This is a genomic window from Thioalkalivibrio sp. ALE14 (assembly GCF_000376845.1).
GTDB lineage: Bacteria > Pseudomonadota > Gammaproteobacteria > Ectothiorhodospirales > Ectothiorhodospiraceae > Thioalkalivibrio.
On record NZ_AQXY01000026.1, the window covers coordinates 13,366 to 39,422 of the forward strand.

General features: G+C 67.6%; 19 protein-coding genes. 11 read left to right on the forward strand and 8 right to left on the reverse strand.

What is annotated here, in order from left to right; translation table 11 throughout:
• On the forward strand, positions 1–2,847 hold the full coding sequence (gene prsT / locus F572_RS0106020; protein WP_231410892.1) for an XrtA/PEP-CTERM system TPR-repeat protein PrsT: 2,847 nt from the start codon (positions 1–3) through the stop codon (positions 2,845–2,847).
• 1,366 nt (positions 2,848–4,213) lie between these two features.
• On the opposite strand, the gene F572_RS0106025 is transcribed toward prsT, so the two are convergent.
• The 8 genes from F572_RS0106025 to F572_RS0106060 all read right to left on the reverse strand — a co-directional run bounded on the left by F572_RS0106025 (position 4,214) and on the right by F572_RS0106060 (position 13,778).
• The gene (locus tag F572_RS0106025) at positions 4,214–5,188 is read right to left on the reverse strand and encodes a PEP-CTERM sorting domain-containing protein (protein ID WP_017941935.1); all 975 of its coding nucleotides are present in this window, start codon (positions 5,186–5,188) and stop codon (positions 4,214–4,216) included.
• 380 nt (positions 5,189–5,568) lie between these two features.
• Entirely contained in the window at positions 5,569–7,827 is a 2,259-nt protein-coding gene (locus F572_RS0106030; protein WP_017941936.1) for an RND family transporter, read from the reverse strand.
• Positions 7,827–9,722 carry a LysM peptidoglycan-binding domain-containing protein gene (locus F572_RS0106035; RefSeq protein ID WP_026143018.1) on the reverse strand — a complete coding sequence of 632 codons (1,896 nt, stop codon included), beginning with the start codon at positions 9,720–9,722 and terminating at the stop codon, positions 7,827–7,829. The genes F572_RS0106030 and F572_RS0106035 overlap by 1 nt, the downstream gene beginning before the upstream one ends.
• 37 nt (positions 9,723–9,759) lie before the next feature.
• A complete protein-coding gene (locus tag F572_RS0106040; RefSeq protein WP_017941938.1) occupies positions 9,760–10,578 on the reverse strand; it encodes an outer membrane lipoprotein-sorting protein in 819 nt (272 codons plus the stop codon).
• A 4-nt stretch (positions 10,579–10,582) separates the two neighbouring features.
• Positions 10,583–11,485, reverse strand: coding sequence for a ThiF family adenylyltransferase (locus F572_RS0106045; RefSeq protein WP_017941939.1), 903 nt, complete (start codon positions 11,483–11,485; stop codon positions 10,583–10,585).
• The gene (locus tag F572_RS0106050) at positions 11,482–12,357 is read right to left on the reverse strand and encodes a PEP-CTERM/exosortase system-associated acyltransferase (RefSeq protein ID WP_017941940.1); all 876 of its coding nucleotides are present in this window, start codon (positions 12,355–12,357) and stop codon (positions 11,482–11,484) included. The genes F572_RS0106045 and F572_RS0106050 overlap by 4 nt, the downstream gene beginning before the upstream one ends.
• A 2-nt stretch (positions 12,358–12,359) precedes the next feature.
• A complete protein-coding gene (locus F572_RS0106055) occupies positions 12,360–13,076 on the reverse strand; it encodes an acyl-homoserine-lactone synthase (protein WP_026143019.1) in 717 nt (238 codons plus the stop codon).
• A gap of 129 nt (positions 13,077–13,205) precedes the next feature.
• Positions 13,206–13,778 (reverse strand): PilZ domain-containing protein, encoded by a 573-nt coding sequence (locus tag F572_RS0106060; protein WP_017941942.1) that lies wholly within the window; start codon positions 13,776–13,778, stop codon positions 13,206–13,208.
• A gap of 361 nt (positions 13,779–14,139) precedes the next feature.
• Here F572_RS0106060 and F572_RS0106065 point away from each other — a divergent pair, with 361 nt between their 5' ends.
• The 10 genes from F572_RS0106065 to F572_RS0106110 all read left to right on the forward strand — a co-directional run bounded on the left by F572_RS0106065 (position 14,140) and on the right by F572_RS0106110 (position 25,900).
• Positions 14,140–15,684, forward strand: a complete 1,545-nt coding sequence (locus F572_RS0106065; protein WP_017941943.1) for an XrtA system polysaccharide chain length determinant — start codon at positions 14,140–14,142, stop codon at positions 15,682–15,684.
• Between the two features lie 115 nt (positions 15,685–15,799).
• Positions 15,800–16,696, forward strand: a complete 897-nt coding sequence (locus tag F572_RS0106070) for an XrtA-associated tyrosine autokinase (protein WP_017941944.1) — start codon at positions 15,800–15,802, stop codon at positions 16,694–16,696.
• Positions 16,697–16,712: 16 nt separating this feature from the next.
• Positions 16,713–18,185: a TIGR03016 family PEP-CTERM system-associated outer membrane protein gene (locus tag F572_RS0106075; RefSeq protein ID WP_017941945.1), complete on the forward strand. Its 1,473-nt coding sequence runs from the start codon at positions 16,713–16,715 to the stop codon at positions 18,183–18,185.
• A gap of 3 nt (positions 18,186–18,188) precedes the next feature.
• The gene (locus F572_RS0106080) at positions 18,189–19,277 is read left to right on the forward strand and encodes an XrtA/PEP-CTERM system-associated ATPase (RefSeq protein WP_017941946.1); all 1,089 of its coding nucleotides are present in this window, start codon (positions 18,189–18,191) and stop codon (positions 19,275–19,277) included.
• 15 nt (positions 19,278–19,292) lie between these two features.
• Positions 19,293–20,198 carry an XrtA system polysaccharide deacetylase gene (locus F572_RS0106085; RefSeq protein ID WP_017941947.1) on the forward strand — a complete coding sequence of 302 codons (906 nt, stop codon included), beginning with the start codon at positions 19,293–19,295 and terminating at the stop codon, positions 20,196–20,198.
• Positions 20,182–21,249 (forward strand): FemAB family XrtA/PEP-CTERM system-associated protein, encoded by a 1,068-nt coding sequence (locus F572_RS0106090; protein ID WP_017941948.1) that lies wholly within the window; start codon positions 20,182–20,184, stop codon positions 21,247–21,249. The genes F572_RS0106085 and F572_RS0106090 overlap by 17 nt, the downstream gene beginning before the upstream one ends.
• Before the next feature lie 229 nt (positions 21,250–21,478).
• A complete protein-coding gene (locus F572_RS0106095; RefSeq protein ID WP_017941949.1) occupies positions 21,479–21,871 on the forward strand; it encodes a GxxExxY protein in 393 nt (130 codons plus the stop codon).
• Between the two features lie 66 nt (positions 21,872–21,937).
• Positions 21,938–23,188 (forward strand): TIGR03087 family PEP-CTERM/XrtA system glycosyltransferase, encoded by a 1,251-nt coding sequence (locus F572_RS0106100; RefSeq protein WP_026143020.1) that lies wholly within the window; start codon positions 21,938–21,940, stop codon positions 23,186–23,188.
• Entirely contained in the window at positions 23,178–24,728 is a 1,551-nt protein-coding gene (xrtA, locus tag F572_RS0106105) for an exosortase A (protein WP_017941951.1), read from the forward strand. The genes F572_RS0106100 and xrtA overlap by 11 nt, the downstream gene beginning before the upstream one ends.
• Positions 24,725–25,900: a TIGR03088 family PEP-CTERM/XrtA system glycosyltransferase gene (locus F572_RS0106110; RefSeq protein WP_081602018.1), complete on the forward strand. Its 1,176-nt coding sequence runs from the start codon at positions 24,725–24,727 to the stop codon at positions 25,898–25,900. The genes xrtA and F572_RS0106110 overlap by 4 nt, the downstream gene beginning before the upstream one ends.
• The last annotated feature ends 157 nt before the right edge of the window (positions 25,901–26,057 follow it).

The following is a 26,057-nucleotide window of genomic DNA, read 5'->3' on the forward strand; positions in this document are numbered from 1 at the left end:
ATGGTGACTACTCGATACACGACACAAGGCCCCGGGTTCTCCCGGCCCCGTCACAGCCGCATGCCGAATGGACGGTTGAAGCCGCTGGCGCTGGCGGTGGTGCTGGCCACGGGCGTGGGCCTGGCGGGTTGCGACCAGATCGGCTCGGCCAGCGAACAGGACTATCTCGAACGTGCCCAGGCCCTGCAGGAGCAGGGTGACTACCGTGGCGCGCGTATCGAATACCGCAATGCCCTGCAGCTGAACACCGATGCCCCCGCCACTCGGCGCAGCCTCGGGAAGGTGTACCTGGAACTGGAAAACCCCGAGGAGGCCCGCCGCCAGCTGGAGCGGGCGCAATCGCTCGGGATCCCGGAGGCCGAGGTGGCGCTGCCACTGGCCGAGGCCTGGTTCGCCCTCGATCGGTTTGCCCGTATCCGCGAGCAGGAGGTGCCGGAAGGTCTGCCCGTCGAAGAGCGGCCGCGGCTGCATGCGTTGCGGGCGGTTGCCTTCGCGGCCGTGGGGGATCGCGCCGCGGCGGAAGGCGAGCTGGCACAGATCGAGGCGGGCGAACAGGCGCCTCTGCAGGCCCTGGCACATGCCCATCTGTCGATGGCGGAGGGGGCTGCCGACGAGGCGATCGAATCCCTGGAAAAGGCCATCGATCTGGAACCCGGACTGGGACAGGCGTGGAGCCTTCTGGGCGAGTATCGCCGCATCACCGGTGACGCGGATGGTGCAGAAGAGGCCTTCAGCCGGGCCATCGAGGTGCGTCCGGCTTCCGGACGCGACCACATGGCGCGAGCGATGGTGCGCCTGAACCAGGGGGATTACGAGGGCGCACGGGCGGATGTTGACGGCCTGAAGCAAGGCGGCTCGTCCCATCCGGGCGTGCATTATCTGGATGGCATGCTCCTGATGGAGCAGGAGCGTTATGGCGAGGCGCGGGCGAGTTTCGAGCAGGCCGTGGCGGCCAATCGTGCCTACAGTCCGGCGCTGCTGGGCCTCGGGCTGGCGCATCGCAGCCTGGGCAACCTGGAGCAGGCCGAGCACAACCTCAACCGTCATGTTCAGGAGAGCCCGGGATCGCTGCAGGGCATCCGGACGCTGACGGCGATCTACCTGGAACAGGATCGCGTGGAGGATGCCCTGCAGTTCGTGGAGCGGGTCAGCCGCGAATACACCGGCGATCCGGCCGACATGGCTGAACTGCGCGGGCGACTGTTGCTGGTCGCTGGCGATTCCGATGCCGGGATCGAGGCCTTGCGTGACGCCGCGGCCTCGAGCCCGGGATCGCAGGGTCTGCAGGAACTCCTGGCGGTCGCACTGCTCCGGGGCGGCGAGACTGAAGAGGGTCTGGATACCCTGCGTGCCGCGGGAGGGGGCGAGGCCGGCGTCCAGCAGGTGGATACCACCATGGTGTTGTACTTGTTGCAGCAGGGGCGCTATGACGAGGCGCTGGAACGCGCGCAGCGGCTGCAGGAGTCGCAGCCCGAAGCGGCGGGCCCGCTGAGTCTGCAGGGTGCCGCCCTGATGGGCCTGGGGCGAATCGACGAGGCCCGCGCGGCCTTCCGCGAGGGTGTCGCGCTGGATCCGGATGACGTCTCCGTGGCGATGAACCTCGCCGGACTGGAGCTTCAGGTGGGCAATCGCGGGGCGGCACGCGAGGTCCTGGAAGGGATCCAGGAACGCCACCCCGGGCATGCCCGGTCCGCGCAGCGCCTGGCCAGCCTGAGCCTGCAGGACGGCGATCAGCAGGGAGCGGCTCGCTGGTTTCGGGTGGCGATCGACGCGCAGCCGGAAATGCTGCCTCCGCATCTTGCGCTGGCCCAGATCCAGCTCCAGGGTGGTCAGCCGGAGCAGGCGCTGGAGACGCTCCAGGCAGCGCGCGAACACCACCCGCGCAATCCGGACCTGCTGTATGCGCTGGCGGATGTCCAGCAGACGCTTAATCGTCCCGGTGCCGCAGTCGCGAGCCTCGCAGAGGCCGTCGAACAGGCGCCGGACAACGTGAACCTGCGCCTGGCCCTGGCCCGCGCGCATGCGCAGGCGGGCGACGAGGGCGCGACCGAGGCCACGCTTCGCGAGCTCCTGGACCAGCAGCCGGACCATTATCGGGCCCGCGTGCTGCTGGCCCGGGGTCTGCTCAACCAGGACCGCCCGGAGGATGCCCGGCCCCATCTGCAGCGGCTGGAGGAACGGTACGAGGATCGCAGCGAGGTCCAGGCCCTGCTGGGCCGGGCGGCCCTGCAGCGGGAGGATCCCGGATCCGCCGTGGCGCACTACCGGGCCGCCCTGGCGGATCCGGACGCCCAGCGTCGGGACTGGGTGCATGAACTGGCCCGCGCTCAGCGGGATTCAGGCGATGTCGAGGCCGGACAGGCCACGCTGGCCGACTGGCTGGACCAGAACCCGCAGGACCTGGCCACCCGGCACATCTATGCGGCGCAGCAAATGGCAACGGGCGACCCGTCCGGGGCGGTGGCTTCGTACCGCCGGATCGTCGAGCAGGATGCGGACGACGTGATCGCGCTCAACAACCTCGCATGGTCGCTGCGCGAGAGTGAAACCGAAGAGGCGCTGGGGCACGCCCGCCGGGCCGCGGAGCTGGCTCCGGAGGCCCCGCCGGTACTGGATACCCTCGCGGTGGTGCTGATCCATGCGGGCGAGCCGGCGGAGGCCGTGGACATCCTGGAGCGTGCCGGCGAGCTGGCACCGGACGATCCCGGCATCCAGTACCACCTGGCCTGGGCGGAAAGCGAACAGGGCGCACGCGACGCCGCCGCCGACCGCCTGCGGCAACTGCTGGACGCGCACGACGCCTTCCCGCAACGGGCCGACGCCGAGGCATTGCTCGAGCGCCTGTAGGCCCGAAGAGGCCGTGCTCCGAGGGGCTGCCTGTGGCAGCCCCTCTTTTGTATACCGGCCCTGCACGCCCGCACGCCCGGGGGCTTGCGCGGCGTCGGTGGCAGCGTCGGGAGACCCCGGCTCTCCGCTTCGCTACGGCCGGGATGACGGTGTGTGTGAGTATGCGGCCGGGAATCCGGATGTCCTGATCCGACCCCTGTGGGAGCCTGCTCGCAGGCGAATGCTCCTGCCCACGTCCGGCTCTGGCAGGGGCTTCGCCTGCAAGCAGGCTCCTACAAGAATGCTTCCACCGCGCACCCCCTCTGTCGTCATCCCGGAGACCGCGCAGCGGTTATCCGGGATCACCCGGGGGCTGGCCCGACGCCGGTGGCAGCGTCGGGAGATCCCGGCTCTCCGTTTCGCTACGGCCGGGATGACGGTGTGTGTGAGTATGTGGCCGGGAATCCGGATGTCCTGATCCGACCCCTGTGGGAGCCTGCTTGCAGGCGAATGCTCCTGCCCGCGTCCGGCCCTGGCAGGGGCTTCGCCTGCGAGCAGGCTCCCACAAGGCTGTTTCCACCGCGCACCCCCCCTTGTCGTCATCCTGGAAACCGCGTTGTGGTTATCCGGGATCTCCGGGGCTGGCGCGGCGTCGGTGGCAGCATCGGGAGATCCCGGCTCTCCGTTTCGCTACGGCCGGGATGACGGACTGTGTGGCGGTTATGTGGTCGGGAATCCGGATGTCCTGATCCGACCTCTGTAGGAGCCTGCTTGCAGGCGAATGCTCCGGCCCGCGTCCGGCTCTGGCAGGGGCTTCGCCTGCAAGCAGGCTCCTACAAGGATGTGTCCACCGCGCACCCCCCCTGTCGTCATCCTGGAAACCGCGCAGCGGTTCTCCGGGATATTCGGGGCTTGTGCGGCGGTGGTGGCAGAGTCGGGAGACCCCGACTCTCCGCTGCGCTGCGGCCGGGATGACGGTGTGTGTGAGTATGAGGCCGGGAATCCGGATGTCCTGATCCGACCCCTGTAGGAGCCTGCTTGCAGGCGAATGCTCCTGCCCGCGTCCGGCTCTGGCAGGGGCTTCGCCTGCAAGCAGGCTCCCACAAGGATGCTTCCACCGCGCACCCCCTGTCGTCATCCTGGAAACCGCGTTGTGGCTATCCGGGATCTCCGGGGCTGGCGCGGCGTCGGTGGCAGCGTTGGGAGATCGCGGCTCTTCGCTGCGCACCGGCCGGGATGACCGGGGGGAGCCTTGGGGGGAGGCATCCAGGGTTTTGGTCTGCGGTATGAGCCGGAGGGCGGGCACAAAAAAGGGCTCCACGGAGGGAGCCCTTAACTCGTTGGCCCCCAGGGGGGAGGGCCGCCAAGGTTGTCGTTTTGTTATCGGTCAGGCTGCCTGGCGGGAGGCGTTGCCGGAGCGGCGGCGCATGCCACCGACCCCGATGAAGCCCGCCAGGATCAGCAGGGACAGGCCCATCAGCGCCAGGGTACCCGGCTCCGGCACCGCGAAGCGCAGGCTGCCGTCGTGGGTGGACTGAGTTTCGCTGAAGAGGGTTTGCCCTTCGCGCTCGTCGCCGTAGACGTTGTTGGCGTCTTCGCCGAAGAAGGTCTCGGGGGGCGGTGTTTGGATCGTGCCGGCGCTGGCGAAGGCCGAGACGATGAACGTCGGGGCGCCTTCCTCGTCCTCGAGCAGATCGGCGAAGTCGATGCCGTCAGAGGTGAACCAGAAGCCCGGCAGGACGTTCACGACCTGAAATTCGAAGGTGAAGGCCCCTTCGATGAAGGCGCCGCCCGCGCTTTCAAACTCCAGGATGCTGTTCCCGGACTTCAGGGCCAGCTCCATCACCTGTTCGCCGGCACTGTAGTGGGCCTGCGCCGCTTCATAGTCCTGACCGAAACCGGGACTCGTCGAGTCGGACATGAAGAGCTGGAAGTTGTCGGTGCCCACCGAGGTGTAGTTGGCGTTGACCACGTAGTTGCCGCCGACAGTATCGGTCCCGGTGACCACCCCGCGCAGTTCATCCCAGAGGAGCCCCATGGAATATGTGGCGCCAATGAAGTCGGGCCCGGACTGGGGTGCTGACCCACCACCCGAGGTGCGGTAGGACGAGGCATCGCCGTAGCCACGGTCATAGAAGACATCGCCGACCTGAACCGGGTTGCCGGGGTTCTGAACGTACTGGAAGGTCTGGGTGTTCAGGTCGAACTGGATGCGGCGGACGTTTTCGACCGAACCGCTGTAGTCCGCGGTGGCGTCGAGGTTGATGTCGAAGTCGATGATCTCTGCCGCTGTCGCCGTGCTCGCGCCGGCGGCGAACATGCCGACAAAGAGCGAAGCGAGAAGTACTTTTTTCGCGTTCATGGGGCTCTCCTGATGCTCAATTTACAGCGATTCAACCATCGCCGGGGTCTGGCCTGGTGGCCGTGTCTGTTGCTTTCGGTTGAATACAAAGCAGGCTCCGTGCCAATTTCCCGGCTCGGGGTGGAGGCCTCTCAAGACATTGAAAATAAAGGAGGAAAGTGGGGGTCATGTGCTGGGCCATGGGCCGCGTGATCGCAGGAGGGTCTTGTGGCCGGGGAACTGTAAAGGGTGTCGACGAGCGGGCCGGCTGGATGAGGCCGTCAGGACGCCCGAAACCGGAGAAACCGGTAAAGAATGTGCAAAAACATAGGGTTGTGCGGATTACTTGGCTTGTAAAGCATCTCGACAGCCCGGTCGCCAGAGGCGCGGCCGGGGCTCGGTCAGGCCGTGCGGGCCCGCGCGAGCCGGTGCCCGACGACCAGCAGGGCCGGTAGTACCAGCAGGTCGAACAGTAGCGCCGCGATCAGCCCGAAGGCGGTCAACCAGCCAAAGGCGGCCGTGGGCTGGAAGTCGGACAGGGCCAGCAGCAGGAACTGGCCCACCAGCACGATGGTGGTGGCGGTGATCGCGCGCCCGCTGCGGCGGAAGCTGCGGGCGAGGGCCCAGGCGACCGGGCTGCCACGCCCGCGGCGCTGGCGATAGTTGTGCAGGATGTGGATGGTGTCGTCCACGGCGATCCCGATGGCGACACTGGCAATCATGGCCGTGGCCATGTCCAGCCAGATCCCCAGCAGGCCCATCAGGGCGAAGATCATCGCCACCGGTGCCAGGTTGGGGATCATGCTGAGGAGGGTCAGGGGGATCGAGCGCCACATCAGCAGCATCAGCAGCGTGATCATCGCGGCCACGGCATACAGGCTGTGGAGTTGCCCCTCGATCAGCAGGCGCTCCTGGTCCGCGAACAGTCGGGCCATGCCGGCCATGTCCCACTCGAGGTCGGCCGGTGGATTGGCGTCCAGATGGGCGCGCAGGTCGTTCATCAGCACGTTGATGGCGCGGGCGCCGTGGGCGTTCAGATTGAGCAGGATGCGGCTGCGTTCGAAGTCCCGGTCGACGGCATCGAACAGATCGCGGCCGTCGTAGATGAACAGGTACTGGGCGACCAGGTTGGGGTCGTCCGGGATCCGCCGGTATGCCGGGTCTTCCTCGTTGAAGGCCCAGTGCATCTCGGCGACGAGATCCGGCAGGGACAGGCTGTAGTCGACTTCGGGGCGCTGGTCCAGCCAGTGCTGCACCCGCTGGATGGCCTGCAGGCGTTCCGGGTCCTGGAGGCTGTCCCACTCCGGGCCGTCGAACACCACCTCCAGTGCCATCACCCCGGAGAGTTCGTTCTCCACCGCACGGGTCGCCTGGGTGATCGAGTGGTCGTCGTCGAAGAAGGCGTAGAGATCGGTTTCGACCTCGACATGCCGGATCTGCGGGATGGCCAGCGCCAGCAGGATGGCCGTGGCCAGCAGGACCCAGCCGGCCCGGCGGATCGCCAGGTGTGCCGCCAGCGCCGTCACGCGGTCCAGCAGGCGCAGCCCGCGCCGGGGCGCGAGCCAGTTGCCACGGTCCCAGCGCACCATGATCGCCGGCAGGATCAGCAGCACGACCGCTGCCGCGACGAGGACGCCAAAGGCCCCGATCAGGCCGAAGGTCTCGATCGGCCGGATGCTGCTGACCTGCAGCGAGGCGAGCCCCGCCGCCGTGGTCAGCGCCATGAACCACGTGGGCCGGGCCACGGCGGAAAGCGCCGCTTCCACTCGCGCGCGCCCCCGGTGGCCACGTTGCGCGGCGTGCAGCATGGCGTTGAAGAAGTGCATCAGCATCGCCACGGTGAGCGCGGTCAGTAGTGGCGGCAGGATGGCGGAGATCAGCGTGAACGGCCGGTCGAGCAGGATCAGCAGGGCGATCGCGGGCCCGGTGACCGCGCTGATGGTGGCCGCGGACAGCACGACCACCAGCGGGCGCCGGAACAGCCACCACAGGAGCAGGAGGCTCACGGTCATAGTGCCCGGAACCAGGAAGGCGAGGTCCTTGACCATCGCCCGGAGCTGGGCGACATCCAGGGCAATATGGCCGGCGATGGCGGCCAGCTCGCCTTCCAGTTCGTGTTCCCGGATCCGGTCGCGCAGCAGGCGTTCCAGCTGCAGGCGTTGCAGGCTGTTGTCCAGCGCGTGCGGCCGCACCACCACGGCCAGGGCCTCGCCCCCGGGACCGGCCACCAGGCCGGGCGCGAAGCGATCGCGCAGCACCCGCTCGCGCCATTGTTCCGGGGTGCGCTCGTCCAGCGCGCGACCGTCCACCAGGCGGTCCACGGTAAAGCCGTCCGTCGTCGCCCGGATGTGGTCCAGGGTGGTGACCGACAGCACCCGTTCGACGCTCGGGTCGGACTCCATGTCCTGTACCAGCGCGTCGATGCGTTGCAGGAAATCGGTCTCGAACAGGTGACTTCCGGTAAACAGGCCGACCAGCACCTGGTCCTGGGGGAAGCGCTCGCGCAGTTCGCGATCGAAGGTGACGGCCGGGGCGTCCTCGGGGAAGTACGACTCGGGTGCGTTGTCCAGATTGACCTGTAGCAGGACCGGGCCGGGCAGCAGGATCAGCAGGGCCAGGATGCCCAGGGCCAGGAGGGGGTGCCCCAGGAACCAGCGCATCAGAACTGCCCCCGCCAGCCGGTCACGAGCATGCGGTTATCGCGGTAGAAGCCCCCGGTTGTGCCCTCGGCCCCGTCCAGCCAGTGCAGGCCGATATAGAACTCCATGGGTTCGCGGGCAATCCAGGTCAACTCCGGGTTCAGGTAGATGTCGCGCCGGTTCAGGCCGAACGAATAGCGCAGGCGAGCCCGCCAGTTGTAGGCGGCAAACGGGCTTTCCAGTTCTCCGGTGAGGAAGTAGCTTTCGCGGGCGTCCAGCATGTCGCCGGCATCGATCAGGTGCTGGCCGGCCAGCTGGGTCGTCATGCGGAAGTCCCCGTCGCCGGGGAAGCCCTCGGCGCCGATCACCCAGTCGACGCCTTCCACCGTTGTCTGGCGCAGGTCGTCCGCGCGGGTGACCGGTACATCGCCCAGCCAGGCGGCCTCGGCGCGCCAGGTCCAGGCCCCCGCCGCAAAGGCGGTGTCACCGCCGACGACCCAGGTGCGCGGGTGTACGGCCTCCAGCGTCGGGTTGTCGGCCGGCTGGCCGGTCAGGATGGCCTGTCGGGTGTCGGTATCGAAGCGGTAGTAGGGCTGCGAGTGCCGGGCACGCTGAACGGTGACGGCGAAGTCGGCACCCCGCCCGGAACGCCCCAGCCGTACCCCGGCGCCGCCGTTGCCGGAGACGTCGTCGTCGAGCGCGGCCTGTTCGATCACCGGCGCCAGCGCCGGGTCCTGCGGCAGTCCCAGCAGGCGTCCGCGGTTGCGGTCCACCGGGTGCCAGAGGCTGTCACGGTCGGGGAGCTCCGCCGGGCGAAAGATGGGCAGGAACACCAGGTCGGCGTGCCAGGGCCCTTCGAAGAATTCCGCGCGAATGGCTGGGTTCGCGCGGCGGCGATCGGCGTAGGGGTCCAGCCCGAAGCGGGTCAGGTCCTTGGTGCTGAGCCGGTCGGTGGGCGGGATCTCGTCCACCCGTCCCCACAGGATGCGCTGGGTGCCCACGGTGACGCGCGTACGATCGCCGCGGTAGCGCAGGAAGTTTTCGTCGTAGTCGGCGCGTGCGCGGGTGGTGCTCGGGTAGTCGCCGCCCTGCTGGGCCTGGATGTCCGCGCGCGCGCCCAGGCGCAGCTCCCAGGCCTCGTTCAGGTCGCGGCGGGCACTGACCACGCCGCGGCCGTGCTGCACATGGTCCACGGGGCGCCCGGATGTGCCCAGCATGCCCAGTTCGATGCGGGCGTCCTCTACCCGCAGGTCCCAGGCGGCGGCGCCGGTCTGGGTGTCCGCGTCCGCATCCTCGGCCGACTCCTCGCCAAACACGAACGTGCGTTGCGCTTCGTCTTCGGCATCGTTCCTGGCGCCGTCGCGCTCCGGCGCCGGGGTGTCGGGCGCGGCGTCGCCCGCGGGGGCGGGGGATGCCTCCGCGACGGCCACGGGCTCAGCGGTGGGCCCAGGCCCAGCCGTGGGCATGTCCGGGACCTGCAGCACCGCGCCGGCGCGCAGGGTATGCACGTCGCCGTCGAAGGCGTGCGGATTGTGCTCGAACAGGCGCTGGACCATCTCCCGGGTGGGGATGCTCGGGTCCGGGCGCAGGCGCTCGGCCACGCTCCACAGGGTGTCGCTGGCGCGCACTGTGTAGTGGTTGCCGGCGTTCGGGATGGGCGAGGGTTCGGTGCGCGCAAGCTGCTCCGGCGCGGGCGGCAGGAGCGTGGCCCCGGCCTTCAGGCCCTCGGGTCCGCCGTCAAAGGCATCCGGGTTGCGGGCATACAGTGCCTGCGCCATGGCCTGGATGCGGACGGACGGGTCGGGGCGCAGGTCGCGGGCGATGCTCCAGAGGGTGTCGCCCGGCTGCACCGTGTAGGGGGCCGGCGACGCGGTGGCCAGCGGCAGCGGCGCCAGCACCAGCAGCCCGGCGAGCACCGCTACGCGGTAGCCCCCGGGCAGAAGGCCGCCGGCGTCATGGACGATGGGGGCGCGCAAGGCTCGGGTCCGACAGGCCGCGGAGGGTGAACAGTTCGTCCGGGAGACCGCTGTTGTAGGTCACGTCCTCGACCTCGAGGATGGTGGTGCGGCCGCTGGCGAGATGGGTCATGGAGCTGCGGGTGACCGTCCAGTAGCCCTGGATGTCCTCGATCCGTTGCACCTCCAGGCGTTTCGCTGGCTCGTCGCCCCCCTCGTAGAGGTCGATCCGCAACGGCAACCGGGTCTCCTCGTGGATCCAGCTGACGCGCTTGCTGTAGACGGAGTTGCCGCTGTCCACCGGGATGCTCTCGAGGACGGTGACGGGGGTCCCTTCGTAGGTGTCCTCACCCAGGATGCGATGGTGGTCCTTGTGCGGCTCGCGGTCTTCCAGGTCCTCGAAGTAGAGCTCGGACTGCACAAAGCTGCCGCCGCGGTTTTCGCTGCTGATGCGGCGTTCGCGCTGGATGGCGGGGAGATAGAGCCACTGGTCGACATCCCCGCCGGGGTGGTTGTGGATCAGGATGGCCGTGTCGGCGATGTTGCGTGGCGACGTGAAGCGGATGAGGTTGCGGCTGGCGCCGGGCTCCTCGCCTTCCAGGCGGTACTCGTAGCTTTCGCGCACGCGCTCGCGGCGTCCGCCGCCGGTGAGCGTCATGATCCCCCGGGTGACGGCATCGTCGCCTTCCGGGCGCTCGTGTACGGCGCGCGCCAGGTCGCGTGCGGTGGATTCCTCGGCCAGGGCCGCGGGGGGCAGCGTGCCGCCCGACAGCAGCAGGGCGACGGTACCGACGAACATGGCGATCCGGCTGATCATGGCGTCATTGTACTCCGGGGTTCGCGGCCCGCTGCCGGGCGCGCTGGGCATGCAGCCGTTTGCGGGCGATGCGGATCAGGAGGCGATGGAGCGGATTGCGGTTGCCCCCGGGGCGCCACGTTCGCGCGAGGCGCTGGCGGTAGGCGTCGAAGTGCACACCCCGCGGGGCCCAGGTGATCGAGCCACGGCCCAGTAGAAGCTTGAGCACCTCGGTCCCCATGACCCCGGCGCACAGGTCGCAGGCCATGGGGGTGGAGGGGCCGCGCCGCGCGGCCAGGTCGACGGCCGTCGGGTCGGCCAGGTAGCCCATCTGCAACATGGCGGGCGCGAGGCCGATCATGAAGCGGAGGGCCAGTTCTTCGTCGTCGAGGTCGTCGTGCAGGTCGAAGTAGGCATCGAAGCTCATCCCGCCGGGGCGGAAATTCAGGAGCGCCGCCCCCATTCCGAGCGGCGCGACCGTGACGGCGGGTATGCCGCGCTCCGCGCAGGCCGCGAATACCTGGCGGCGAATGTCGAAGGCGAAGAAATCGAGGCCATCGACATACACATCCACGCCCGCGAGAAAGGTGTCCAGGTTGTCCGGCTGGACACCCTGCGGGAAGGCGTCGATCTCGAGCTCCGGATTGATGTCGCGCGCCATCTCCTCCAGCACCTCGACCTTGGGGCGGTCCAGGCGCGAGAGTGCCGCGCCAACCTGGCGGTTCATGTTGTGCAGTTCGAAGATATCCGGATCGGCAATGCGGAAGCGGCCGATCCCGAGGCGGACGAGCGTGAGCAGGTGCGCCCCGCCGACGCCGCCAAGGCCGGCGATTGCGACCCGCGCCCCGCGTAGCTGCTGCAGCTCACCGGTCGTGACCCAGCCAACCGTGCGGGCGAAGGCGGTTTGGTAGTCGAAGCCCGAACTCAACGCATCAACCCGTGGTATCCATTTTCAGGTGCTGTTGGTGGCGGTATGCGGGTCCGGCCGGCCGGCAAGCCCGTGGCAGGCATCACGACGCCACGTGGCCAGGCCGTCTTCGCTGGCATGACGGCGGGTTGCGGAAGCGGTCCGCGCAACAGGGTCGACTCCACGTATCCGCACAGCTCGCTCAGGGCGCTCGACCGCCGGATGCTTTCGTGTGCCTCGCCGGAGTCGATGTAGAACGCGGCGCGCTTGCCATGATAGTGCACGACCTCGCCGACCTGGGTGAACTCCAGCCCGGTGTGTCGCAGGATCCGGGCAAGGGCCGGCTCCATCATCGCGAAGGCGTGTTGCTTGCGATAATGCACGCAAAGCAGGGTTGCGGCCACGAACAGGCTGACCGCCAGGATCGGGAATACGCGAATCTGGTCCTGCGAGAGCTTCAGGGCCTCGATGTCGCCGATCGGCGTGGCGGCCTCGCCATTCCGTCGCCGGAACATGCCGTGCACGGCCAGCCGGGAGACCTCGCAGATGCTGTCGCGGTCCAGGCGGTCGGGGCGCCAGGCACTGTCGAAGAAGCTGTCGGCGCAGTGGCGTTCCATGGGCAACTCGCCGATCGGGTCATGGGTGTCGACATGCACCACCCGCACGCAGCCGGCGGCCATACCGCTGGGCTTGTGTTCCAGCAGACAATGCCAGGCCTGGGTGTCGTATTCGTCGACCTCCTTGTGGCCCGGGCAGTCTTCCTCGCGTTCGAAGCCGAACTCCTTGCAGTACACCTGATAGCGAAGGTGCTGGATATCCTCCAGGTCCTGCCCCACGCGCTTGGAGAGCTCGAAGTACCGTTTGAATGCGCTGACCACCGAGTCGTTTTCCACGACTAGTTTCCTCCTGCTGCAAGCCCCGGAACGCCGGAGGGCGGGCCCCCGCGGTCGGGAAGGCCCGCCGGGTGCGGCGGATGTTCCGATCCGGGATCCTCCCATGCAGTGTAGTGGGGAACGTCCGATGGTGCCGGAAGCTGCAATCGCTGCCGCCAGGCCAGCAGTGCGGTTCCCGCCGCATCCGTGTATGCCAGGCACGGGATGCGCGTGCCGCGATGTCGGTGGGGTGAGCCGCACACCTCGATGGGCAGGCCGTGACGCTGCAGCAGCCGTGCGAGGGCCGGACGCACCAGAAAGAACATGCGCGAGTATGCGTGGCGTCGCGCGTATTCCTGCGCGGCCTGGCAGAGGTAATAAAGGATCTCGGACGAAGCCCCGCGTACGATCAACCGCGACACTTCCAGTGCCGCGGCATCGGCTTCGTCCGCCACTTCCGGGAAGAGTCGGCAGTTTGCGGTGGTGGGCAGGGGGCGCTGTCCCGGCAGGATCAGGCGCATGGTGCCCACCCAACGCGTTTCCGGAGGGCGGCCCTCGTGGCCGACCAGGAAATGTTCGGCGTGCTCGTCGAAGACATCGCGCTCGACGCCGTCCGGGTGCTGTTCCGGCGGTTCAAAGCCGGTCTCGCGGCAGTACACCTCGTAGCGCAGCCGGAAGTGGATGCGTCGGGCGGCCTCGGAGCGGGCGAGATAGGTGCGCAAACGGCCGGGGCTATGCACGCGACGGGGCCCGCCCGGTACCGCATGCAGTGAATGATCGTGGAGGCGCAATGGCGCCAGGGTTCAAGGCCAATACGGCCACTGGATGATGCATGTTCCTGCTCCCATGGTTGGGGCGGGGGGCATGCTTCAGGCCGCGGCGTTCGCGAACTGCAGCCCGACCCCCCTTGGACTGGAAAAGACAACGACGCCGTCGCGCACGCCGCCATCCGGGATCGCCACGCGAATGGCGGTGCCAGGGGGCAGCCGCGGCTGGTAGCGCAGTGGCATGACCCGCGCGCCGAAACGCGAGATGTCCACCAGCCGGCAGCGTGCCGGGTGCCCCTGAACCCACATCTCCGTGAACAGGTTGACCATCCTGCGCGGCCAGCGCCGCCGTTCCTCGCGCGCCGGTGCGGCCTCGCCGGCCTCCTGCCCCTCGCCGAATTGCCATACCATCGCCGCCCCCCAGTGGCGCTCTTCCGCGGAACCGGCATAAACCTCGGCCTGTGCCGGGTCAGTGACGGGTGGCGAGCCCAGGCGGTCGATCAATGCGGCGACGAAGCTGGCGGAGACCTGTTCGTACTCCTCCGCGGTTTCCAGATCCTGATAAAGCTGGCCATGGATCTCGTCGAGGAGGCGGAGGCGTTCCGCCCACGTCTCGTTCGCGATGGCCGGGAACCAGAAGTCCGCGAGCTCCAGTGCCAACTTTTCGTGACTCATCAGCGATCCTTGATGGTCGGTGCAGGGGCCGCTGCAGGCTTGAGACTCTACCCATTGGCGCTGAAGCAAACCCTGTACCAGTTCACAGAAGTGACCGGGATTCATTCATCTTCGCGCGATTGGCGGCTCCGTGATCCGCGCGTCAGTTAGCGGGATGTAAACAATCCCGACATCTGTGGACAGGCCTTCCCAAACCCACTTCAATGAACCTGGGATTTTTCCCAACCCGGGCGGCACCTGCGTGGCGCCGGGCCCGGGTGGTCCCGGTGCCACGCAGGTGCGTCCGGGGGACAGGTATTCGCTGCAGATCGGCCCGTCGGCGCTCCCTGCGCCGGTGCGGTCGGCGGGAAGCTGGGTCGTAATGGAAAAGATCGTTCAAGAGCTCTGGCAGCATGTCCGGGCCACCTGGCGCAAGCGCTGGTGGATCCTGCCCATCGCCTGGCTGGTCTGTCTGGGTGGCTGGGCCTACGCCCACAACCTGCCGGATACCTATCAGGCGGATGCCCGGGTCTACGTGAACACCCAGTCGGTTCTCGATCCGTTGCTGCGCGGCATGACGGTGCGTCCGAACACCGAGCAGCGCCTGCGCATGATCACCCGCACCCTGCTCAGCCGGGATAACCTCGAGGAGATTGCCCGCGAGAGCGATCTCGACGTCCTGACGGGCAATTCCAGTCTGGATGCCCAGGTGGCATTGCTGCGTTCCCGCCTGACCCTGGAAGGTGGCGAGCGCGACAACATCTACAGCGTACGCTTCCGCCACAGCAACCCGGAGGTGGCCTACCGGGTGGTGCGCGAGACGGTCGACCTGTTCATGGCCCGTGGCATGGGCGATTCGCGCCTTGATCTCACCACCTCGCAGCAGTTCATCGAGCGTCAGCTCGAGAACTACGAGCAACAGCTGCAGGAGAAGGAAGCCGAGATCGAACAGTTCAAGCGCGACAACGCGCGCTTCCTCAGTGGTGACGGAAACTTCTATTCACGCCTGGAGCGGACCCGCGATCAGCTGCAACAGGCGCGCCTGCAGCAGCGCGAGGCCCAGAGCCGGCTGCAGACCCTGCAGCGGCGTGCGCGTGAAGGCCGGGCCAATGGCCTGGGGGGCTACGAGAACTCGGAGCTGGATCGGCGCATTAGTGACCTGCAGCAAAACATCGATGCGATGCGGTTGAGCTACACCGACGAGCACCCGGACGTGGTGTCGTCCCGTCGTATCCTGGCCGAGCTGGAAGAACGCCGGGAACAGGAAGCGCGGGAGTTCGCACAGAACCCGCAGGCCATCCAGCGTCCGGGCAGCAGTAACGAGGCCCTGCAAAACGCCATCAGCGAAACCGAAAGCGAGGTTGCTTCGCTGAACACGCGCATTGCCGAATTCGAGGACCGGGTGGCGCGGCTGGAGGGCGACGTGGATCGCGCCCCGGCAGTGGAATCCGAACTGACTTCTCTGACACGCAATTACGACGTCATGCGCAACTCGTTCCGCCAGCTACAGGACCGCCGCGAGCAGGCCGTCATGTCCGGCGCCGTCGAGAGCCAGACCGATGCGGTCGATTTCCGCGTGCTCGAGCCGCCGCGTCAGCCCACGGCGCCGGCTTCGCCGGATCGTCCCATGCTGGCGACGGCGGTACTCCTGGTCGGCCTCGGAGCGGGTACCGGCTTCGCCTTCCTGCTCTCGCAACTGCGGCGGACGATCAGCAGCAGCCAGCAACTGGCGGCGGTGACCGGCCGGCCGGTCCTGGGTAGTGTATCGCGCGTGCGCACGCCAATGACCCGGCATCGGCGCCTGTCCGAACTGGCGGTGTTCGCGGCTGCCCTGGGAACGCTGGTGCTGGTATATGCCGTGGTGATGGGGCTCTATGCGACCGGGTCCGAGTTCCTTCTGGACGAACTCATGGGATTGGTTCGATGACGGCGCCGATCGGGTTCGCCGGGCACTGGCCCGGTAATCAACGCGCGGGCGGACTATCTTTCAGGAAACGGGCCGGCTCGCCGAAGCCGGTTGCCGACAGGGGGCTGACAGCGCGATGAGCATTATCGAGAAGGCACTGGACAAGAACCGGGCGCGTCAGCCGATCGCTGAAGCAAGGGCGGAACAGGCGCCGGCCCCCGAAACCGCGAAACCCGACCCCGAACCTCAACGGGCACCGGTATCACAGGAAGTCAGCATCGATTTCGCCTGGTTGCGCAAGCAGGGGATCATCGTACCCGGGGACCAGCGTTCCAGCGTCGCGGAAGAGTTCCGCATGATGAAGCGCCCGCTGCTGAACAACGCCTTCGGGCGCCACGCGGCAATGCGCGTGCCCCGCGGTCGGCTGATCATGATCACCAGTGCCCTGCCAGGGGAAGGCAAGACCTTCACCAGTGTGAACCTGGCCCTGAGCATGGCGATGGAGCTGGAGCGCACGGTGCTGCTGGTGGATGCCGACGTGGCGCGACCGGCGATCCCCCGCACGCTGGGTTTCAAGGCCGACCTAGGACTGATGGATGTCCTCAGCGAGCCGGATATCCAGATCCCCGATGTCCTGTTGCGCACCAACGTGGAGAACCTGACCGTTCTGCCCGCGGGCCGTCCGCACGGGCGTTCGACCGAGATCCTGGCGAGCGACGTGATGCGGGATCTGGTCGATGACCTGCACGATCGCTACGAGGACCGGATCATCCTGTTCGACTCCCCGCCCCTGCTGGCGACCAGCGAGCCGGGCGTGCTGGCGACCCACATGGGTCAGGTGGTGATGGTGGTCGAGGCCGATCGCACGCCGGCCAGCACGGTGGAGCGGGCCATGCATCAACTCGATTCCTGCGGGGTCGTGCTCACCTCTCTCAACCGCGCGACGCCCGGTATCGGCATGGGGGGGCAGTACTACGGGGGCAGCTACTATGGCAGCGAGCGTGATCATGTCGCCGGCGCCCCGTCCCGCTAGGCCCCGGGGCCCGGCGGTGGCCCGTCGGTGGTGGATCGGCGCGGCCGCGGTCGTGCTGGCGGTGCCCGGTAGTGCGCAGGCCGTCGACTGGACGTTCACCCCGCGGGTCACGGTATCCGCGGAGGTGACCGACAACGCCCGCCTGGCCCCGCGGGGGCAGGAGGAGGCGGACCTGATCGGCACGGTGAGCCCCGGCTTCACGTTGCGCGGGGAGGGTGCGCGCAGCGACACCCGCATTGACTACCGCATGAATTCGCGCTTTTATGCCGACGATACACGCCAGGACCGCACGACCCACACCCTGCGCGGCCGCACGAACTGGGAGCTGGTGGACGACACCTTTTTCGTCGATGCCGGGGCCTCGCGTACCGAGCAGGCGGCCTCGATCCTCGGGCCGGTCGGGATCGGGGGCAGTACCCCGCGCGAGAACCTGCAGGAGACCACCACCTACAGCGTCTCGCCGATGCTGCGCACCCGCTACGGCAGTTTCGCCACGCAGGAGATCCGCTACACCTACGGCGAGAATCTCTACCACCGCAGCAACCGCCAGGACAGCGACTACCACCGGGGTGAATACGTCCTCGACAGCGGGGCCGCGTTCAACCGGCCCTTCTGGCAGCTCGCCGGGTTCTACGAGAAGGAACGCTTCGAGGACGGCCTGGAGGGCGAGTTCGGGCAGGTCAGCGGGACGCTCGGCTACCGCTTCGGTCGCTCTCTGCGCCTGTTCGGCGTGGTCGGGGAGGACTTCAACGACTACGCCACGACCCGCGAGGACGACGACGGAAGCTTCTGGCAGGTCGGCGCAGGCTGGGCCCCCACCCGGGTGACCAACATCGAGGCGCGCTACGGCGAGCGCTACTTCGGCAAGAACCGCGCGCTGTCGGTGGACCATCGCAGCCGCCGCGCCACCTACCGCCTCAGCTACACCGAAGGGGTGAACTCGACCCGGCAGCGCCGCGAGGGGCCCTTTGCCCAGTTGGCGGAGGATATTCAGTTCATGACCTTCGGCGAGCTTCTGGAAAATTACAGTTTTGACGAGATTTTGTTGTTCCTCGATAACCCGGCACTGGCTGACGAGGCGTTCATCGAGGGCTTCTACCTGACCCGCACCTGGCGTGCGGGCTGGAGCTACGACACCGGCCGCAGCGTGTTCGGCGTCAATCTGATCCAGACCGAACGCGAATCCGAGACCCAGACCAACATTGGCCTGTTCGAGGACAACCGGACCCAGCGCGGGGCCAACGCCTTCTGGCAACGGCAGGTCGGCCCGCGCACCACCTCCCTGCTGAGCACCGGCATCAGCCGGACCGAGTTCGCCGACAGCGATCGCGAGGATGACCTCTGGTTCCTGCGGGCCAGCGTCACCCGTCAGTTGACCCCGGACACCAGCGCGAGCCTCGCCGTCCGCCACCAGCGCCGCGATTCGACCAGTGCGGCCAACGAGTACCGCGAGAACGCGGTCATCGGCACGCTGACCAAGGAGTTCTGAGTCATGTACGAGGAATTCTACGGGTTCACCGGCCGGCCCTTCGCGCTGAGCCCCGATCCGCGTTTCTTTTACGCGAGCAAGGGCCACAGCCGGGCGATGGCCTATCTCGAATACGGCGTGCAGCTGGAGGAGGGCTTCATCGTCATCACCGGCGAGGTCGGGGCGGGCAAGACGACCCTGGTGCGCAGCCTGTTCGAGACCCTGACCGACAAGCCCCTGGTGGCGGCCCAGCTGGTCAGTACCCAGCTGGATGCCGAGGACCTGCTGCGCTCGGTCTGCCTCGCCTTCGGTCTGGAGGATGCCCCGAATCACAAGGCCGGCCAGCTGCGGCGTCTCGAGACCTTCCTGCATGACACGCGTGCGCGGGGGCAGCGGGCGCTGCTGGTGGTCGACGAGGCGCAGAACCTGGGGCCCGACGCCGTGGAAGAACTGCGCATGCTGTCCAACTTCCAGGGCGAGGACGGGCCGCTGCTGCAGAGCTTCCTGCTCGGGCAGCCGGAGTTTCGGCGCCTGCTGCGCAGCGAAAACATGCAGCAGCTGCGGCAGCGCGTGATTGCGACCTACCACCTGGGGCCGATGGACGAGGACGATACACGCGCCTACGTCGAGCACCGGCTCGCCCGGGTCGGGTGGAGCGGGCGGCCGCATTTCGACGACGATATCTGGCCGCGTATCCACGACTACACCAGCGGCATCCCGCGCAAGGTGAATACCTTCTGCGACCGCCTGTTGCTGATGGGGTACCTGGAAGAGTGCGCCGATCTGGATGCGGCGCGGGCGCAGCAGGTCATCGACGAGATCGAGGAAGACCTCGAAGGGGTCCTGCTGGACGAAGGTCCAGCCGCCGCGCAGTCTTCCGAACGCCGCTCGGAGCCGGAGGACGTCGCCCGCGCCGATGACCAGGCCATTGCGAGCCAGGTCTCCATGCTGCGCATCGAACAGGACATCGAGGCGCTGGAAGAACGCCTGCAACGGATCGAGCGCAATCTCCTGGTCAACTTTCGGGTGACCCAGGAGGTGCTGAAGATCGTGCGTGACGAGGGCTACGAGCCGGAGTCTCTGGCGCCGGTTCCCAGCGCCGCGCGCTCGTAGCCACGGGCCCCTGCCATGCAGTCGCAAAGCGCCCAGCGTCCCAACGCCCTGACCGTCGATGTCGAGGACTACTTCCAGGTCTCGGCGCTGGCCCCGTGCATCCCGCGCGATACCTGGGATGCGCGCGAATGCCGGATCGAGCGGAACCTCGAGCGCATCCTTGAACTGTTCGATCAGAACGGTGCGCAGGCAACCTTCTTTACCCTCGGCTGGATCGCCGAGCGCTATCCGCACGCGATCCGCCGCATCGTCGACGCCGGCCACGAGCTGGCAAGCCATGGCTACGGCCACGAGCGGGTCACGGACCTGACGCCCGCCGCCTTCCGGTCCGATATCGAGCGCGCCCAGCGCATCATCGAGGACCTGTCCGGGGCCCCGGTTCGAGGTTATCGCGCGCCCAGCTTCTCCATCGGGGAGGGCAACCTCTGGGCGCTCGAGATTCTGCGCGAGGTCGGGCTGGAATACAGCTCGAGCATCTATCCCGTGCATCACGATCACTACGGTATGCCGGGGGCCCCGCGGCATCCGCATCGTCCGGTGTCCGCCGGGGTGCTGGAACTGCCGCCGGCGACCCTGCGCATGGGCGGGCGCAACCTGCCAGCCGCGGGCGGCGGGTATTTCCGGCTGCTGCCGTACGCCCTGTCACGCCGGGCACTCCGGCGAATCGGGGCGGTGGATGCGATGCCGGCGGTTTTCTACTTCCACCCCTGGGAGATCGATCCCGGGCAGCCGCGAGTCCCCGGGCTGGGCGCGCGCAGCCGGTTCCGGCATTACGTGAACCTGCACCGGATGGAGTCGCGCCTGGAGCGTTTGCTACAGGACTTTCGCTGGGGCCGAATGGATCGCGTATTCGCCGCGGAACTGGCGACACCCGAAGACCCGGTACGGGCAAATGGGGACGGCCATGTACGAACCGCCTGATCAGCGCGCCAGCGGCACCGGTGCCCTCCAGGTACGGACCCTGGCCGCAACCGATCATGCGCGCTGGGACCGGTTCGTGGAGAGCTGTCCCCAGGCAACCTTTTTCCATCGGGCCGGCTGGTCGACGGTGCTGCGCGAGGCGTTCGGGCACGAGACCTATTTCCTCTACGCCGAGGCGGATGGCGCCATCCAGGGCGTGTTGCCACTGGCGCGCATCCAGTCCCGACTGTTCGGGCACTCGCTTTCCTCGCTGCCGTTCTGTGTTTACGGCGGTGTTGCCGCGGTCACCGACGCCGCGGCCGCAGCGCTGGATGCCCGGGCGCAGGCCCTCGCGCGCAGTTTGAATGTCGACTACCTCGAATACCGGAACCTCGAACCCCGGCACCCGGACTGGCCGACCAAGAGCGAGCTCTACGTGACCTTCCGCCGCCTGCTGGATCCCGATGTCGAGGCGAACATGAACGCGATCCCGCGCAAGCAGCGCCGGATGGTGCGCAAGGGCATCAAGGCGGGGCTGGTCAGCGAGGTCGACGCGGATCTCGACCGCTTCTATCCGATCTACGCGGCCAATGTCCGGCGCATGGGGACCCCGGTCTTCGCGCAAAAATACTTCCGCCTGCTGCTGGAGGTGTTTGGCGAGGATTGCGACGTGCTGACGGTGACGCACGAGGGCGAAGCGGTTGCCAGCGTGGTGAGCTTCTGGTTCCGCAACGAGGTGCTGCCCTACTACGGCGCGGGAACCCCGCGGGCCCGCGAAGTCGCGGGCTACGACTTCCTTTACTGGGAGCTGATGCGCCGTGCCTGCGAGGCAGGCTACCGCGTGTTCGACTTCGGCCGGAGCAAGCGCGATACCGGTTCCTTCAGCTTCAAGAAGAACTGGGGTTTCGAGCCGCAGCCGCTGTACTACGAATACGACCTGGTCCGGGCCCGCGAGATGCCGGACGTCAATCCCCTCAATCCCAAGTACCAGTACTTCATCAAGGCCTGGCAGCGCCTGCCCCTGCCGGTCGCCAACTGGCTCGGCCCCAAAATCTCCCGCTCCCTCGGCTGAGCGAATGGAAGGTCAAGGTCAAGTACGTTTAACAGGAAGAAGGGAAGAAACGAAGATTTATGGTGTGGCGTTCGGGGAAAAGCTTGGGTTGGGGCAGCCTTTGGCGTTGGTCTTTACCGTAGGCGCCCCAGAACTCTTCTCACCTTCTAACCTTCCTGTGAACCGCTCTTTAGCCGAAGCTATGTGAGAGCTGTATCGAACCGAACAATGTTGAAGGGACGGGAGCGAAATGGAATTCGACCCGCTTTCGAAGGAAGTGATTGGCGCCGCGATCGAAGTTCATCGGGAGCTGGGCCCAGGACTGATGGAGTCCGTCTACGAGAAGTGCCTTGCCCATGAACTTCGTGAACGAAGGATCTGTTGCGCCACGCAGGTTTCGATGCCCGTTGCCTACAAGGGCGAAACCATTGATGCGGGGTACCGCATTGACGTTCTCGTCGAGGATTGCCTGATGATTGAACTGAAGAGCGTGGATGAGCTCAGTGGCCTGCACAAGGCGCAGCTTCTGACGTACATGAAACTTGCGCGAGTCGACACGGGACTCTTGATCAACTTCAACGCCCCCGTCCTCAAGGATGGTATCCGCCGTCTTGTGCGGCGGGGCGTTTCAGCTGGTTTTTGAAACTCATTCCATGAGCCTTCCCGTCTTCAAACCTTCCTGTGATCAACTGCAGTTGGCAGATGCCTGATGGATGATCTTTTGTATTTGGTGCATCGGATTCCGTGGCCGCCGAACAAGGGCGACAAGATTCGCTCGCACCACATCCTGCGCTATCTGGCGCGGCACTACCGCGTACACCTGGGTACCTTTATTGACGACCCGGCGGATGCCGTCTACCTGCCGGAGCTCAAGAAGTTGTGTACCAGCGTCTGCGCCCGACCGCTCCCGCGTCGGCGTGCGCAGTTGCGCGCGCTGACCGGCTTCTTCACCGGCGAGCCGCTGACCGTGCCGTGGTATCGCGACAGGGAGCTGGCGCGCTGGGTTCGTGCGACGTTGATCCGCCAGCCAGTGGCCCATGCGGTGGCCTTCTCTTCGGCGATGGCCCAGTACCTGCCGGAGGGCAGTGGGCGGACCCGAGTGGTCGATTTCGTGGACGTGGATTCGGACAAGTGGACCCAGTACGCCCCCACCCGGCGCTGGCCCATGAGCGCGGTGTATCGGCGGGAAGGGCGTCGGCTGCTGGCCTACGAGCGGCAAGTGGCGCAGGCCAGCAACGCGAGCCTGTTCGTCTCGCCGGCCGAGGCGGAGGCCTTTCGTGAGCGGGCACCGGAGGTCGCCGGCCGGGTGCACGCGCTGAACAACGGCGTGGATGCCGGCCGTTTCTCGCCCGACGCGGTTGCGGGTCTGGATCCCTATCCCGACGGGGTGCGCGCCATCGTCTTCTCCGGCGCGATGGATTACTGGCCCAATGTCGACGCGGTGGTCTGGTTCGCCGACCACGTCCTGCCCGCGTTGCGCGCCGAACACCCGGATGTGGAGTTCTGCATCGTCGGCAGCCGACCCGCCCCCGAGGTAGCGGCCCTGGCGGCCCGGCCCGGTGTGACGGTAACCGGGTTCGTGGACGACGTGCGCCCGTGGATCGCGCACGCGACGGTTGCGGTCGCGCCGTTACGCATTGCCCGCGGGGTGCAGAACAAGGTGCTGGAGGCGATGGCCCTGGGGCGCCCGGTCGTGGCCAGCCCGCAGGCCCTGGAGGGCCTGACGGCGCGTATCGGGAGCGAGGTCATCCAGGCCGAGGCCGACCCCCGCGCCTTCCTGGAGGCCGTTTCCGGGTATCTGCGCGCGCCGGATCCGGCGCTCGGGCACGCGGCGCGGGCCCGAGTATTGGCGGATTACGACTGGGCGCGCAACCTCTCGTACCTGGGCGAGATCCTTCGCCGTCGCCCGGGCCCTGCGCCTGGAGCCGAACCGACCGTGGAGGCCGCGCATGGCCGCTGACGCACTCGATACCCGGACGCGTGCAAGCGGTTCGTCCTGGTGGCTGGCCGGCCCGGTACTGGTGCTGGGGCTGGCTGTGCTGGGGTGGATGTTCTACCCGACATTCGCGTCAATCGTGGATGTCTGGAACCGGTCGGATACCTTTGCCCATGGCTTCCTGATCGTTCCGATCGTCCTGTTCCTGCTGTTTCTGAAGCGTCAGGAGGTGCTGGCCCTGGAGCCGCAGCCATCGTGGTGGGCGCTGGTACCCCTGGCGGGTTTTTCCCTGGTCTGGGTGGCAGGAGAGCTGGTGGATGTCGTGTCAGTGCGCCAGTTCGCGGCCGTGCTGATGATCCCCGCTCTGTTCTGGCTGGTGCTAGGCAATGCGATTACCTGGCGCTTGCAGTTCCCCCTAGCGTATTTGCTGTTCGCGGTTCCGTTTGGCGAATTCCTGGTCCCGCCGCTGATGGACTTCACCGCGGATTTCACCGTGGCGGCGGTGCAGCTGACCGGGATCCCGGTCTATCGCGACGGGCTGTATTTCGATTTGCCCACCAGTCGCTGGTCGGTCATCGAGGCCTGCAGCGGTGTGCGCTATCTGATTGCGTCGGTCGCACTCGGGACGCTGTATGCCTATCTCATGTACCGCAGTACCTGGCGCAGGCTCGTGTTTGTGGGCGTTTCCATCGTGGTCCCGATCGTGGCCAACGGGCTGCGGGCCTACATGATCGTGATGATCGGGCATCTGAGCGACATGGAGTATGCGGCCGGGGTCGATCACCTGATCTATGGCTGGATCTTCTTCGGCGTGGTGATCGCGCTGATGTTCGGGATCGGGGCCTTCTGGCGCGAGGACATGGATGCGCCCGGCGCGCCGGTGCGCAGCGTGGCGCCGGGACGTTCGCCGCATGCCGGGTCGTTCGCTGTAGCGGCCGTGCTGGCGGTGGTGCTGGCCAGCGCGGCGCCGCTGTATGCGGAGTGGATGAACCAGCGGGATCTGGGTCCGGTGGCGGGGCTGGGTGCCGGGCCGCTGACGCCACCCGGCTGGCGGGCGCTGGAGGATCAGTCCAACGCGTGGGAGCCGGGCTACCGGGGCGCCCGGGACGGCCGCGGCGGTCTGGTCGTCGCGGAAGAAGGCGGGCCGCCGGTGGGCATGCACGTATTGTTCTACCGCAAGCAGCACCAGTACGGGACCATGGTGGGCTGGAGCAACACCCTGGCCGGGCGTCATCGCGCGGGGGTCTGGTCGCAATCGCATCGCGGGCGGACCGCGGTCGACGGCTATCCCGATCCGGACCGTTTCCTGCTGAACGGGCCCGGGCAGCAGCTTCTCGTCTGGCGCTGGTACTGGGCGGGTGGCCAGCTGACGACGCTGCCGCACACGGTCAAGGCTCGGGAGGCGCTGAACCGGCTGGTGGGCGGTCGGGACGACGCCGCGCTGGTGGTGTTCTACGCGCCCTATGACCTTGAGTCTGACGAGGTCGAGGCGGCCCTTCAGGCCTATGCAGCCGACGCCCTCCCGGGCATCCTCGAACGGCTTGCCACCGTCACGCGACAGTGACGGGACCCGTTGCCAAAGCGGTCCGGGAGGGGGATCCCCGGCCCTGCGTCGCGCACGTGATCCACCGCCTGGACATTGGCGGGATGGAGAACGGGCTGGTCAACCTGATCAACCATATGCCGGCGGATCGCTTTCGCCACGCCATCATTTGCATGACGGACTACACCGACTTCCGCCTGCGCATCCGGCGCGACGATGTCAGCCTGCATGCCCTGCACAAGCGCGAAGGCAAGGACCCGCGGGTCCATGTCCGACTGTGGCAGGTGCTGCGTGCCCTGCGGCCGGACGTCGTCCATACCCGGAACTTCGGCACCCTGGAAGCGCAGGTGACGGCCGCGCTCGCCGGCGTGCGCGCGCGGGTGCATGGCGAGCACGGCTGGGATGTCGGGGACCTCGATGGCACGCGTGATCGCAACCGTCGCCTGCGCCGCCTGGTACGGCCGCTGGTCGGTCACTACATTGCGCTGTCGCAGCATCAGAAGGGCTACCTTCGGGACGCGATCGGCGTGTCCCCGTCGCGGCTGTCGCATATCTTCAACGGCGTGGATATCGACCGTTTCGCGCCTGCGTCTGGTGGGTTCGTTTCCCCGGCCCCGGACGGTTTCCGCAGCCCCGGCACATTCGTGATCGGTTCGGTCATGCGCATGCAGGCCGTCAAGGCGCCGCTGGATCTGGCGCGCGCCTTTGTCGCGTTGCGCGAGCGCATGCCGGAGGTGTTCCCGCGCCTGCGCCTGGTGATGATCGGGGACGGTCCGCTGCGCGCGGAGGTCCGCGAGTTCCTCGAGCAGGCCGGGGTCGCGGACCAGGTGTGGCTCCCCGGCGCCCGGGAAGACGTCGCCGACTGCCTGCGGGCGCTGGACCTGTTCGTTCTGCCGTCGCTGGCCGAGGGGATCTGCAACACCATCCTCGAGGCGATGGCGACCGGCCTGCCGGTGGTCGCGACGGATGTCGGGGGCAACCCCGATCTGGTGCAGCCCGGCGAGACCGGGGCGCTGGTGCCGGCCGGGGACCCCGACGCGATGGCCCGCGCGCTGATGGCCTACCCCGGCGATGCCTCGCGCACCGCGCGCGAGGGGCAGGCCGCCCGTGCCCGGGCCGAGGCGGCCTTCAGCATGGAGGCGATGGTCACGGGCTACATGGCGGTATACGACCGGGTACTGGCCCGGCGTTAGTTGTGGCGCTAACGCCAGCGGCCCCACGGCGCGAATCGCGGGCGCTCGGTGGCGGGGTTGTCGTTTATTCTGGATTTTCCGTGATGGAGTGAGGGGTCCCGGCCCGAACCGGTGCCCGCCCGCCGGCGCCGCCCAGCGTCGACCGGGCCGTAGTTCG